General features: G+C 34.7%; 10 protein-coding genes. 8 read left to right on the top strand and 2 right to left on the bottom strand.

The window, feature by feature from the left end; translation table 11 throughout:
• Positions 1-7 precede the first annotated feature (7 nt).
• The 4 genes from ACQKCJ_RS21765 to ACQKCJ_RS21750 all read left to right on the top strand — a co-directional run bounded on the left by ACQKCJ_RS21765 (position 8) and on the right by ACQKCJ_RS21750 (position 5,167).
• Entirely contained in the window at positions 8-196 is a 189-nt protein-coding gene (locus ACQKCJ_RS21765; RefSeq protein ID WP_271337316.1) for a hypothetical protein, read from the top strand.
• Positions 197-291: 95 nt separating this feature from the next.
• Complete coding sequence (locus ACQKCJ_RS21760; protein WP_271337315.1) at positions 292-1,056, top strand: polysaccharide biosynthesis/export family protein; 765 nt, start codon at positions 292-294, stop codon at positions 1,054-1,056.
• A gap of 7 nt (positions 1,057-1,063) precedes the next feature.
• Positions 1,064-3,427, top strand: a complete 2,364-nt coding sequence (locus ACQKCJ_RS21755; protein ID WP_427402909.1) for a GumC family protein — start codon at positions 1,064-1,066, stop codon at positions 3,425-3,427.
• A 15-nt stretch (positions 3,428-3,442) separates the two neighbouring features.
• Positions 3,443-5,167, top strand: a complete 1,725-nt coding sequence (locus ACQKCJ_RS21750; protein ID WP_427402908.1) for a phospho-sugar mutase — start codon at positions 3,443-3,445, stop codon at positions 5,165-5,167.
• A 206-nt stretch (positions 5,168-5,373) separates the two neighbouring features.
• On the opposite strand, the gene ACQKCJ_RS21745 is transcribed toward ACQKCJ_RS21750, so the two are convergent.
• Complete coding sequence (locus ACQKCJ_RS21745) at positions 5,374-6,105, bottom strand: tyrosine-protein phosphatase (RefSeq protein WP_427402907.1); 732 nt, start codon at positions 6,103-6,105, stop codon at positions 5,374-5,376.
• A 299-nt stretch (positions 6,106-6,404) separates the two neighbouring features.
• Here ACQKCJ_RS21745 and ACQKCJ_RS21740 point away from each other — a divergent pair, with 299 nt between their 5' ends.
• A complete protein-coding gene (locus tag ACQKCJ_RS21740) occupies positions 6,405-7,655 on the top strand; it encodes a sensor histidine kinase (protein WP_427402906.1) in 1,251 nt (416 codons plus the stop codon).
• Positions 7,656-7,705: 50 nt separating this feature from the next.
• Here ACQKCJ_RS21740 and ACQKCJ_RS21735 read toward each other — a convergent pair whose 3' ends face one another.
• On the bottom strand, positions 7,706-8,482 hold the full coding sequence (locus ACQKCJ_RS21735) for a ThuA domain-containing protein (RefSeq protein WP_427402905.1): 777 nt from the start codon (positions 8,480-8,482) through the stop codon (positions 7,706-7,708).
• A gap of 362 nt (positions 8,483-8,844) precedes the next feature.
• Here ACQKCJ_RS21735 and ACQKCJ_RS21730 point away from each other — a divergent pair, with 362 nt between their 5' ends.
• The 3 genes from ACQKCJ_RS21730 to ACQKCJ_RS21720 all read left to right on the top strand — a co-directional run bounded on the left by ACQKCJ_RS21730 (position 8,845) and on the right by ACQKCJ_RS21720 (position 12,952).
• Positions 8,845-10,782, top strand: coding sequence for an oleate hydratase (locus ACQKCJ_RS21730; protein ID WP_427402904.1), 1,938 nt, complete (start codon positions 8,845-8,847; stop codon positions 10,780-10,782).
• Positions 10,783-10,983: 201 nt separating this feature from the next.
• Positions 10,984-11,871 (top strand): AraC family transcriptional regulator, encoded by an 888-nt coding sequence (locus tag ACQKCJ_RS21725; protein ID WP_271337308.1) that lies wholly within the window; start codon positions 10,984-10,986, stop codon positions 11,869-11,871.
• 58 nt (positions 11,872-11,929) lie between these two features.
• Positions 11,930-12,952, top strand: a complete 1,023-nt coding sequence (locus tag ACQKCJ_RS21720; RefSeq protein ID WP_271337307.1) for an LLM class flavin-dependent oxidoreductase — start codon at positions 11,930-11,932, stop codon at positions 12,950-12,952.
• The last annotated feature ends 129 nt before the right edge of the window (positions 12,953-13,081 follow it).

Genomic DNA, 13,081 nt, shown 5'->3' with positions numbered 1-13,081 from the left:
AAATGTTATGAATATTACCATTACCTCTTATTTAGCCGGTTTTATTTCCGGCGTTTCTATTGCCGGTTTCTTTATTGGCAAAGAATTATATCGCTTTTATGTAAAAGACAAAGTGCAGAAAAAACAGCTGCATCGATTGTCTAAATTGAATGATAACATGAAAGCGAAACAAAAATTCCAGTTAGAATCCAATTAGAGATTAGTTTATTCTAATCAATTGATTCTATGCTTATCTAAGTATTGTGAAACCGCGATACTAGTTCTGTCTTTTTTAACCCCATAATTTAAAATATGAATCGTTTACCCCACATTTTATTTCTTATCGTTATTCTGTTTTCTTCCTGTGCCACGAGAAAAGATATTATCTATTTTCAGGACGCTAATAATTACGCTTCGGTTGCGACCTCTGTAAAGAGTGTTTTAGTACAGCCAAATGATATTTTGAGCATTCGAATTGGTGCTCTTGTACCTGAAACTGCTTTACCGTATAACATACAAACAGGAAACACAGCAACCAATTCTACATTAGACCTGCTAAAAGTTCAGGGATACCTGATTACTCCTGACGAAACAGTGGTATTGCCTATTTTAGGATCTGTAAGCACAGCAGGATTATCTGTAACTGATTTAGAAACAAAAATAAAACTAGAACTCGAAAAGGGAGGACATTTAGTAAATCCTACTGTTGCGATTCGAATTCTGAATGCTAAAGTAACAGTTCTGGGCGAAGTAAAATCACCGGGTACTTATACCTTTTTAGAGCAATCACTCTCTGTTCCGCAAGCTTTAGGATATGCAGGAGATTTAACAATAAGTGCCAGGCGAAATGATATTTTATTGATTAGGGAGTCGGGTGGTAAGAGAATAATGATGAATGTTGATTTGACAACTGCAGACTGGATGAATAATCCGCAATATCAGATTCGCCAGAATGATGTATTAGTTGTGAACCCGAATGACGCAAAAGTAAAGACAGCAGGATATATAGGCAGTACAGGAACCGTACTTACAATTGCGTCTTTGATATTAAGTTCTATTATATTATTAACCAGATAAAAAGCTTATGCACACAGATAAAAATGAATATTTTGACTCAATGGAAGAAGAAAATTCTATTCAGTTAAAACAAATGATGAATAGATATTTAAGGTATTGGCCCTGGTTTTTAATCACGATTTTAATAGCACTTTTTACCGTTTTCGCGTATTTGAGATATGCTGACGTTATCTACAGATCAGAAGCAAAAGTAAAATTATTGCTGGATAAGGAAAGTTCGAATTTTACATTAGATGTGACGAAATTATTTAATAAATCAAACATTAATTTAGAAAATGAAATCGCTTTGTTCAAATCCGTTCACTTATCAGAACAAGTGGTTAAAAATTTAAAACTGAATGTAGAATATTATTATAATTCTACCGTAAAATCCAAACAAATATTCAATGCGCCGTTTGTTGTCAGCTACAATGATAATATAACAAAGCTAAAAGACGCCATACAATATACCATCAAAGTAACCCCAACGGGATATACTATTTTAGATGTTTTATCCGGACAAAAGTTTGATATAAAAGGATATACTTCAACCAAAAAAATCCCTAATTTACCTATAAATATAAAACCTGCTTTAGGAGCAATAATTACAAAAAGTATAGACCTGAGCTATAATGTGGTGCTAAAACCACTTAATAAAACTGCACTGGAACTTAGTAATGCATTTGAAGTCGATGCCGAGGGAAAAGACAGTGACATTCTTTCTATCTCATTAGAAGGAACTAATGGTCCTCAGTCAGAAGCGATTATCAATAACTTGATTCATGTTTTTGAGGCCGATGGTATTACGGATAAACAAGAGGTTTCGCGCCGAACAATTAATTTTGTCGACGATCGATTTGTCTACTTAAGAAAAGAACTGGATTCTATAGAAAGTTCTAAAAAAGAATACAAAAGAAGCAATAATCTGAGTTTTATTCAGGAAGACGCCGGTTCAAGTATTGTACAGAAAACAGCAAAAGAACAAGCCTCATTTGATATAGAATCTCAATTGTTATTAGCAGATTTGCTTAAAAAAAGTATCGAATCCCAGAAAGCATTTGAGCTTTTACCGGCAGATATAGGCATACAAAATCCTACGATCAATCAATTAGTAGCAGATTATAATACAGCCGTTTTATCTTATCAGAAACTGCAGACCAGTGCAGGAAGCAACAATCCTTCTATTCAGCTTTTGGTAAGCACACTGGTAAGTTTAAAAAACAATATTATCAATTCTGTAAAAGGGTTCAGGCAACAATTAAAAACAACCCTCGTTCAGAGCGAATCAGCCCAAAAAGCAGCTGATGGTAGTTTTGCCTCCATTCCTGAAAAAGAAAAAGTATTGCGAAGTATCGAACGTCAGCAAAACCTAAAAGAAAGTTTGTACCTGTTGTTGCTTCAAAAACGAGAAGAAGCCTCTATCAATTTAGCCGTTACCGTAGCCAATACTAAAATTATAGATTATGCTATAACAGATATTTATCCGGTTTCTCCTCAAAGAAGCAAGATTGTTCTGATCGCTTTATTTTTAGGAATGGTCATTCCGTTTACAATTTTATTTATCATTTTTAAATTAGATAATAAAATATACACGGCAACAGATGTTGAAAATATAGCAGGAAATGTACCTATTTTAGTAGAGCTGCCGTCGCTAAAAGAAGACAAGGATTCTTATATTCAAAATTTAGAAGCCTTTCGAACTTTAGCGCACAATACTAATTTTATTACCCCTTATACTGAAGATCAGAAAGGCAAAGTAATATTTGTGACTTCTTCTATAAAGGGAGAAGGAAAAACTTTCGTTTCTTATAATTTGGCTACTGCCTATTCACATCTTGACAAAAAGGTCATTGTTATAGGCGCCGATTTTAGAAATCCGCAATTGCACAGGCATTTGGATAATGTAAGTAAAGACACCAAAGGATTTAGTAATTATTTGCACGATGGTACACTGCAATGGAGAGACTTATTGCACAGTAACGACGACAAGGAATTTCCATTTGATCTTTTCTTATCCGGAATTATACCTCCAAATCCAACCCTGTTATTATCCAATCAGCGTTTTGAAAAGTTTATTAATGAAGTAAAAGAAGAGTATGACATTATTATATTCGATACACCGCCAACCTTATTGGTTAGTGATACCCTTATGATTTCTAAGTATGCTGATACGAGCTTATTTGTACTGCGTTCCGCTGTAACAGAAAAGAACCTGATTTCGTATTCTAAAAAACTATTCAAGGATAAAAAAATCATTAATATGGGATATGTACTCAATGATATTGATTTTACTTCAAGTTATGGTTACGGATACAACTACGGTTATGGCTATGGTTACGGAAAAGAAGTAGTGAAGAAATCATGGTTTCAAAAATGGAAAAGAAATAAATAATTGAACGTAATCCAAATGAATTTAGCAATAGGTATTTTAAAAGAAGCACAAGAATGGTTAACGCCTGTTTTTGATAAAGAAACACAGGATAAAGTAAGTGAAATGATGGCTTCATCTCCGAAAGAATTAAAAGAAAGTTTTTATAAAAATCTTGAATTTGGTACAGGCGGAATGCGCGGCGTAATGGGAGTTGGAAACAATCGTATCAACAAATATACGTTAGGAAAAAGTACTCAGGGATTGTCGAATTATTTGTATAAGGTATTTCCGGATCAAAAACTTAAAGCAGTTATCGCCTATGATTGCCGCCATAATAGTGATACACTGGCAAAAACCGTCGCTGATGTTTTCTCAGCAAATGGCATTCAGGTCTATTTATTTTCGAGTCTTAGACCTACACCAGAATTGTCTTTTGCTTTAAAATACCTCAACTGTCAATGTGGGATTGTACTAACAGCATCTCACAATCCGCCGGAATACAATGGGTATAAAGTGTATTGGGAAGATGGCGGTCAAATTGTCCCTCCTCAGGATGCTGAAATTATTAAAGCTATTGAAGATTTAAAATACGACCAAATTAAGTTTGAAGCGAATGAAGATTTAATTGAATATATCGATACTGAAATTGATCAAGCTTTTGTGAAATCATCGGTTCAAAATGCGAGTTTTAATATCTCTAAAGAGGCCAAAGATGATCTGAATATTGTTTTTACGTCATTGCACGGGACTTCGATTACGGTTGTACCCGATACATTAGCGTTGGCGGGATATAAAAACGTACATATTGTCGAAGAGCAAAGAGTACCAAATGGAGATTTCCCCACAGTAAAATCTCCAAATCCGGAAGAACCAGAAGCCTTAACAATGGCTTTGGCATTAGCAGAAAAAACCAACGCCGACATTGTTATTGGCACCGATCCTGATTGTGATCGTTTAGGAGTAGCGGTTCGTGATAATCAAGGAAAAATGGTTTTACTAAACGGAAATCAATCCATGATTTTAATGACTGCCTTTTTGTTGGAACAATGGAAAAAAGCAGGAAAAATAAACGGCAAACAATTTATTGGCTCCACTATTGTTTCGACTCCTATGATTATGAAACTGGCAAACGCTTATGACGTTGCATACAAAAGTGGTTTGACAGGTTTTAAATGGATTGCCAAGATGATCAAAGATTTTCCTGAACTCGAATTTATTGGCGGAGGAGAAGAGAGCTTTGGGTATATGGTAGGAGACAGCGTTCGCGATAAAGACGCAGTTGCAGCAAGTTTATTAATTTGCGAAGTGGCTGCCCAGGCTAAAGCAAATAATAGTTCTGTTTACCAGGCCTTATTGCAGCATTATGTAGATTTTGGTTTTTATAAAGAACATTTGATCTCTATTACAAAAAAAGGAATCGACGGATTGGCTGAAATTAATGCGATGATGGTGAATTTAAGAGAAAATCCTTTAAGGGAGATTAACAATCAAAAAGTAGTGAAGCTTGAGGATTATAAATCATCGTTATCACTTAATTTACTGAACAACGAATCAGAAATTATAAACATGCCCAAAGCCGATGTCCTGATTTATTATACAGAAGATGGTTCTGTAATTTGCGCCAGACCAAGCGGAACTGAACCAAAAATTAAATTCTACATCAGCGTAAATGAAGAATTAGATACAATAGAAAATTTTAAGGGCATTGAAGACATACTGAATGAAAGAATAAAAAATATCAGTACTTCAATGCAATTATAAAAAACAAACTGATTCTAAAAAAAGCTCAACAAATTTATTAATTCAAGAGTTAGTTTGATATTTAAAGTTGCAGATTGTTGGTCAAAATTGAAATGCGATTTAATTATTGTTAGTAAAAAGCTGTTCGATCGAACAGCTTTTTTTGTATTCCGGCTTTTTTATTAATTTTTCAGGACTATTAAGACTTTTATATTTTGCTGTAGGAGCTAGAGAAAAATTGTATTGTTTTCCAGTAAACGATCCATTTTCTTTTTGTCCGGAATCTGAAGAGGTACGGTTTTAAATTGAGTAATTTCAGTTGCACTATGAATGTCTGATCCCGTAAAATCATATAAATCATTTTTAAACAATTCTATTGCCTGTCTTTGAATGCTTTTGCCATAATACCCCGTTAGCGATAATAAGTTCAATTGAAAAAAGACGCCGTATTCTTTTAGTTTCTGATATTTACCAATAGAATTATGAAAATAAAGATACCGTTCAGGATGCGCTATAATGACTTTATAATTTTTTGTTTTTAACTCAAACAGCATTTCATACAGGTTCAAAGGATTATTAAACAAATTGAATTCTATCAGAATAAAATTCTTCGATAATCCCAGCAATTTTTCTTCCCTGCTTTTTTCTATTAAAGTATTGTCCAGCATATATTCGCTTGCATACCCTTTTAAAAACATTCTATTGTCATCGTTTTTTAGCGCTATTTCGTAAGCCTGTCTTATACTTTCAGAAGTATTATTCCAGAGCCCGTTAAAAGTGTGCGGTGTAGCAAAAGCGGCCTTAATATTTAACGCTTTCATTTGCGCTATCAGATAATTTGTTTCTTCCGGTGTTTTGGCACCATCATCAATTCCTGCCAATATGTGGTTATGAATATCAATATAGCCATCAGGTAGTATTTCTTTTAGATAAAATTTTGATTTGAATATTGAAAACATAAAATTGATTTTTGCTTCAAAATTATTTAGGCACCGCCTTAAAACAATTGCCAATCAAGGACAATAAAGTCTTAATCAGGACATTTAAATCTTTCCTGATTAATTATTTTCCTGTTTGTATAGTGACATTTACAGCCTGAAATTATCCGTTCTTTTAATATCTCAAACCTATAATGTTCCAACTTTTACCATTAGATTCAAATAGCATTTATATATTATATTTTTTTGGAAATTTATTTATAAGTATCCTTATTTTCAGTTATTCATTTTCGTATGAGACAAGTAAGAGCAGGAAAATTTTGAACGGTTTAGGCATTTCAAAATTATTATTAACTGTAGGCTGGGTGCTGATTCTTTTAAGGAACGTTATCTCAGATTTTATTTCAGTCAATATTGCCGTTACAATCATTTTTATAGCCTGTTGTTACGAAACGACTGCAATGTTGTCATTTTGGAATGTAAAACCAAAGAAAAGTTATCAATTACAAATAGCGATAACCAGTATTGCATCCGTTATATTCAATGTTGCAGTACTACTTGAAGCTACAATTAATACGCGCATCCTAATTATTTTAATGGGAATATTTGCTGTTTATTTACCGATAACAATCAGTCATTTCAATCAAAACAAGCATAATTTTTCCCGAAATTTTTATCCGCTTTGTTACGCCGGATTTGAAATTCTGCTATTGATACGCATACTTTATATCTTTTTTAATCCTAAAAATGTATTTTTTTTCAATCCCACATTAGAGGGTTTGTACAATATAAGCTCGTTTTTGTTGGCTTTCACAGGTACGATTGGATTTTTATTATTGATAAAGAAGAAACAAGATCTTAAAATTCAGAAGCTGTTAGACGATAAAAATATATTTTTTTCTATAATCGCCCATGATTTAAGAGGACCATTGGGATCATCAGTAGCGCTTTCGAAACTATTGATTGAAGATATTAAAGAAGGTAACCACGGAGAAATCAGGGAAATTGCAAAAGTACTGCATCAGTCAAACGAAAACACGTATAAATTACTGGACAATCTCTTAGGCTGGTCCGGGGCACAAACAGGAATGATGGAATACAGTCCTGAAAAAATCACACTGAACAAATTGATTAATGAAAATATAGAACTCAATCAGAATGCAGCACTCAACAAAAACATTGATCTTTTGTTCGAATCAACTGAACAAATAGAAGTCGAGGCAGACAAAAAAATGATTGATACCATTGTACGTAACTTATTGAACAATGCGATTAAATTTACGGATACAAATGGTAAAATCGCAGTCAGGGTACAAAGGAAACAGCAGAACGCAGAAATATCAATTACAGATAACGGCATTGGAATCCCGGACCTGATAAAAGAAAAATTATTTAAGATTAACGGAAAAGTGATTCAACGAGACACGGACAACGAAATGGGAAACGGAATGGGATTACTGCTTTGCAGTGAACTTATAAACAGACATCACGGTAAAATCTGGGCAGAAAGTGAACCGGGAAAGGGAAGTACCTTTAAATTTTCGGTACCACTAGAAGCATTTAGAAATTAAAAAGACAGTATAATTTCAAACCAAATACCCAAGCCGGAAGACAGGATATTTTATTTTTTTTGCGCTGCCCAAAAAATAGAGTTTCTAAGTAATGTAGTATATGCTTCATTATCGAATAACTCCGGAGCATGCCCCATAAAAATATATACATTTCGGGCAGCAAAATGAGGATTGGTCCAAATCACGGGATGATCGCCCATTTTTATTTCTGAAGCAGGTTCATAAGTAGCTTCATCTACTGAAGCCATTACATGAACATTTTGTCTGGGACTTTTATTATAAGTATACCATTCTTCCTTTTTTACAAAAAAACTGGCAGGAACACCTTTCATTATAGGATGCGACGTGTCTTCAATATTTACTTTGGCATTGGCAAAAGCCGGAATGTAATCCTTAAATTGTATCCCGCCCATAAAATCAGAGAACCATTGCCACATTGGATATCCGTCAAACTCACCAAGTAAAGTCGCGTGGTGCAGCCCAATCCATCCGCCTTTACCATCATTCATATATTTCTGAAAAGCCTTCATAGATTCCTCGCTCCAGGTATATGGCGGGTAATCTAATTGTATAAAAACCTGATATTTTTTTAAAAGAGCCTCATTAATTGTTTTAGTATTCTCGATATAATCAATGGTAAAACTGCTGTCAATTGCCAGTTTATTGAGCCACGGTTTCGCAGCGGTTGTAAAAGGCAAATGATGTCCGCCGTTCTCATACAAAACCAAGGCTTTGAATCTTGACTTTTTTGATGTCTGAGCCATACAAGACGTTTGAAATAAAAAACCCACCAGTACTAAATTGACTACTATAAATATGTTTTTCATGTATTATCTTCTATTAGAATAACTGCAATTTTTTATAAGGGCAAATTACGAAAAGTAAATAGTTATTACGATAAAAACAATTGCCTAAAGTTGTCAAGTTTTTAGTATTGACCAGCCTCCTGCTTTAGTTCGAGGTATTTAATAATTGGAATAATAAGGCTTTAGCCAAATCAACATTTATCGGGTAGTTTTTTTAAGTTAGGAATATGGCATTTCGCTTCTTCAAAACACACATACTCTGAAGTTACAGTTATTTATACGCGCAAGAAAAACGGAATTTAGGGATAGCAATAATGAATTTAGGGATGCAGATTATCCTACAGGTACTCTTAACTTTGAGTAAATCAAAAAATAGATTAGTTATGAGTTCTACCACTTCAAAATTCGAAAAAATATTAAAGGCTTCAAAAGAGTATGGAAATGTGAACCATCAACCTGACTCCAGTAAAGAGATTCAAATTAATACACCTGAAAAAACAATGCCTTTTTCAGATCAAATAGGGAATTATCAGCGCAATAAAGCGATTCCAACAAAATCGTACAAAGACAGCAAAATTTATATTGTAGGCAGTGGTATCGCAGGAATGGCTGCAGCCTATTATTTTATTCGTGACGCTCATGTTCCGGGCGAGAATATTATTTTTCTGGATCAGCTGCACGTTGATGGCGGATCCCTGGACGGTGCCGGAAATACGACCGATGGTTACATTATTCGTGGTGGCCGTGAGATGGATATGACATATGAAAATCTTTGGGATATATTTCAGGATATTCCCGCTCTGGAACTGCCGGCTCCTTATAGCGTATTAGACGAATATCGTCTGGTAAATGATAATGATCCTAATTACTCAAAAGCCAGACTAATTCATAAGAAAGGTGAGATTAAGGATTTTAGTAAATTTGGACTGGATAAAAAAGATCAGCTTGCTATCATTAAGCTTTTGCTTAAAAAGAAAGAAGATCTTGATGATATTACTATCGAAGACTATTTTAGCAAATCTTTTCTTGAAAGTAACTTTTGGTTTTTCTGGCGTACGATGTTTGCCTTCGAAAACTGGCACAGTTTATTAGAATGTAAATTATATATGCACCGTTTCCTACATGCTATAGATGGAATGAAAGACCTTTCGTGTCTGGTTTTCCCTAAATACAATCAATACGATACATTTGTTACGCCTCTTAGAAAGTTTTTACAAAGCAAAGGGGTACAAATTGACCTTAATACGCTCGTAAAAGATTTAGATATTCATAGTGATGTCAATGGCAAAGTTGTCGAAGCTATCATTATAGAAAGAGACGGTAAAGAAGAAAGAATTCCTGTAGGCAAAGAAAATTACGTAATTGCTACAACAGGCTCAATGACGGAGGATACTTTTTATGGTGATAATGTAACTGCACCGGCTATTAAATTAGATAAAAATAATAGCGGACAAAGTGCCGGATGGAAACTGTGGAAAAACCTGGCTGCTAAATCACCTGTTTTTGGAAAACCTGAAAAATTCTGTGGCAATATCGAAAAATCTTCCTGGGAATCTGCTACACTTACCTGCAAACCTTCAGCTTTTACAGAGAAAGTAAAAGAGTTATGTGTAAACGATCCTTACTCAGGCAAGACTGCAACAGGAGGAATTGTTACGATTAGTGATTCAAACTGGTTAATGAGCTTTACCTGTAACAGACAACCACATTTCCCGGATCAGCCGGATGATATTTTAGTGATTTGGATTTATGCCCTTTTTATGGATAAAGAAGGTGATTATGTCAAAAAAACAATGCCGGAATGTACAGGTAATGAGCTTTTGGCAGAATTGGCACATCATTTAGGGATTATTGACCAACTCGATAATATTGTAGAAAATACAATCGTCCGCAGTTCCTTTATGCCCTATATCACTTCTATGTTTATGCCAAGAGCAAAAGGCGATCGTCCGCAAGTTGTTCCTGAAGGCTGTAAAAATCTAGGTTTAGTGGGACAATTTGTAGAAACCAATAATGATATTGTATTTACGATGGAAAGTTCAGTACGAACTGCCAGAATAGCGGTTTATGAGTTGTTGAATTTAAACAAACAGGTACCCGATATTAATCCGTTACAATATGATATTCGCCACTTACTTAAAGCAGCACAATCACTAAACGATTATGAGCCAATAGTAGGAGAGGGGCTTTTAAGAAAATTTCTAAAAGGAACGTACTACGAACATCTGCTTGTCGAAAACGAAGATTCGCAGGATCATGAGTCTTTCTTTACAGAACAACTTAATAAATTGAAACATTGGATAGGTGGAATTAGAGACTAAAATCTAAACAGGACCCATCTACTTTTTACAGGATAATATTCTAAAAAAAATGACACCTCAACTCTTTGTTTTGGTGTCATTTTTATATTATTTAAACTGTAATCTGATTTAAAATTGATGGTAATTTATAGAGCGTCATAACCCATAATTGCTTATTTTTATGCTAAAATTAGTTTTCCAAAACAATTTGAAGCAACATTTATGCAGGAAGATAAACTTTACGATAAAATAAGCGACACACTGGCTTACTTTGAGGTCGACAACTGTTTGCCTTATTATGTCTCTTCCGGTAAAAAGCAATTAGAATATCCTCAGAAACCTTTTCGGATGGATTATTACTCATTATGTCTTTGTCTCGAAGGTGATATTACGATTGTAATTGACGGGCAACAGCATTATATTCGTCAATTTAGTTTATTACTTGCGAGACCGGCAACCATTATTGCTTTTCAAAATAATAGTGAAGACTTTCGAATGAAATTGCTCTTTTTTGAAAAAGAGTTTCTTCTTAAAAATTTATCAGATCCGTTTATCATCGAAAGACTTACTTTTTTTAAGGATAAGTCATATGAGATAATGTGCCTCAGGGAACAAGAAGCTAAAAGGCTGTTTAAGCTGATGAAATATCTTGAAAACAAAATTAAAGCAACGCTCAAATTCAAGGATGAAATCATCAGGACTATAATATTCAACCTGCTATTAGAAACAGCTGAATTTTTACCTGAGGAAAAAGAGGATAACGTTTTGGTTTTAAACAATCCAAAGGAAATTTATTTTCAGTTTCTTGATCTCGTTATGAATAATATTAGCCAGCATAAAGGCGTAAATTATTATGCACAAAAACTGCATATCTCAAATAAATACCTTATTCATATTGTAAAAAAGGCTGTTGATAAAACGCCTCATCAAATTATTGATGCCCATTTGCTAAAAGAAGCAGTCGTTTTACTAGGTAATCCTGCAATTAATATCAGTGATATTGCTTATCGATTGCGTTTTAACTCCGTTTCTGCCTTTGGACGCTTTTTCAAGAAACATTCTTCTATCTCGCCTACAGATTACCGACGACTGCAAAATCTGTCGCACTAGTTACAAAACTCAATAATGATGCGTATATTTGAATTAGTAAATAATAATCATGCTATCTATGAAGAAAATAGGATTTTTATCGTTTGGGCATTGGGCAGATCATCCTTCCTATAAAGCCCGTACGGCAAGTGATACACTGCTTCAGTCTATAGATTTAGCTGTTGCCGCAGAAGAAATTGGTGTGGATGGTGCTTATTTCAGGGTACATCATTTTGCAAAACAATTAGCATCACCTTTTCCTTTACTTTCGGCTATCGGCGCTAAGACAAGTAAAATAGAAATTGGTACAGGCGTTATCGATATGCGGTATGAAAACCCTCTGTATATGGTTGAGGATGCCGGTGCTGCTGACTTAATTTCAGGAGGACGTTTGCAATTAGGAATTAGCAGGGGATCACCGGAGCAGGTTGTTGATGGATGGCGTGCTTTTGGTTACCAACCTGATGAAGGCGAAACAGATGCCGATATGGGGCGAAAAAAAGCTTTAGAGTTTTTAGACAAACTTAACGGTGTAGGATTTGCACAGCCAAATCCTAATCCAATGTTTCCCAATCCGCCCGGTTTATTGCGTCTTGAACCGCACTCAGAAGGATTAAGAGATCGTATCTGGTGGGGAGCCGCATCTAATGCTACGGCTATCTGGGCTGCCGAAAACGGGATGCACCTGCAAAGTTCTACCCTAAAGTATGACGAAAACGGGAAACCTTTCCATATTCAACAAGCAGAACAGATCAGGATATATAAAGAAGCCTGGAAAAAAGCAGGACATAAACATGAACCTCGAGTTTCAGTAAGCCGTTCGATTTTTGCACTTGTCAACGATCAGGACAAATACTACTTTGGAAATCAAGGAAAAGGGTCTGATAGTTTTGGTAATATAGAAAGTGATAAACGCGCAATCTTCGGAAAGAGTTATGCAGCTGAGCCGGATAAACTAATTGCTGAGCTGGCTCAGGATGAAGCTATTCAGGAAGCGGATACATTGTTGCTTACAATACCCAACACATTAGGCGTTGAGTACAATGTTCATATACTATCGACCATACTAAAATATATTGCACCAGAGTTGGGCTGGCGTTAATTTTTTTCAAAATAAATACTTAAAGCCATGACATTAAAAAAAGAGGTTGTCTGAAAAGACGACCTCTTTCTTTTATTATACTAGTAGATTTACAGAGTGTTTCTTGAAAAATGTAAATTTGGGCTAAAA

This window comes from Flavobacterium sp. NPDC079362 (genome assembly GCF_050267765.1).
Lineage (GTDB): Bacteria > Bacteroidota > Bacteroidia > Flavobacteriales > Flavobacteriaceae > Flavobacterium > Flavobacterium azizsancarii.
The sequence above is the reverse complement of the archived record's forward strand: the minus strand, read 5'-3'. Positions and strand labels throughout refer to the sequence as shown.

Bases quoted from the DNA above. Each gene is read 5' to 3' on its own strand.
- ACQKCJ_RS21720 (WP_271337307.1), top strand. From the start codon at position 11,930: ATGAAGAAAATAGGATTTTTATCGTTTGGGCATTGGGCAGATCATCCT.
- ACQKCJ_RS21725 (WP_271337308.1), top strand. From the start codon at position 10,984: ATGCAGGAAGATAAACTTTACGATAAAATAAGCGACACACTGGCTTAC.
- ACQKCJ_RS21730 (WP_427402904.1), top strand. From the start codon at position 8,845: ATGAGTTCTACCACTTCAAAATTCGAAAAAATATTAAAGGCTTCAAAA.
- ACQKCJ_RS21735 (WP_427402905.1), bottom strand. From the start codon at position 8,482: ATGAAAAACATATTTATAGTAGTCAATTTAGTACTGGTGGGTTTTTTA.
- ACQKCJ_RS21750 (WP_427402908.1), top strand. From the start codon at position 3,443: ATGAATTTAGCAATAGGTATTTTAAAAGAAGCACAAGAATGGTTAACG.
- ACQKCJ_RS21745 (WP_427402907.1), bottom strand. From the start codon at position 6,105: ATGTTTTCAATATTCAAATCAAAATTTTATCTAAAAGAAATACTACCT.
- ACQKCJ_RS21765 (WP_271337316.1), top strand. From the start codon at position 8: ATGAATATTACCATTACCTCTTATTTAGCCGGTTTTATTTCCGGCGTT.
- ACQKCJ_RS21755 (WP_427402909.1), top strand. From the start codon at position 1,064: ATGCACACAGATAAAAATGAATATTTTGACTCAATGGAAGAAGAAAAT.
- ACQKCJ_RS21760 (WP_271337315.1), top strand. From the start codon at position 292: ATGAATCGTTTACCCCACATTTTATTTCTTATCGTTATTCTGTTTTCT.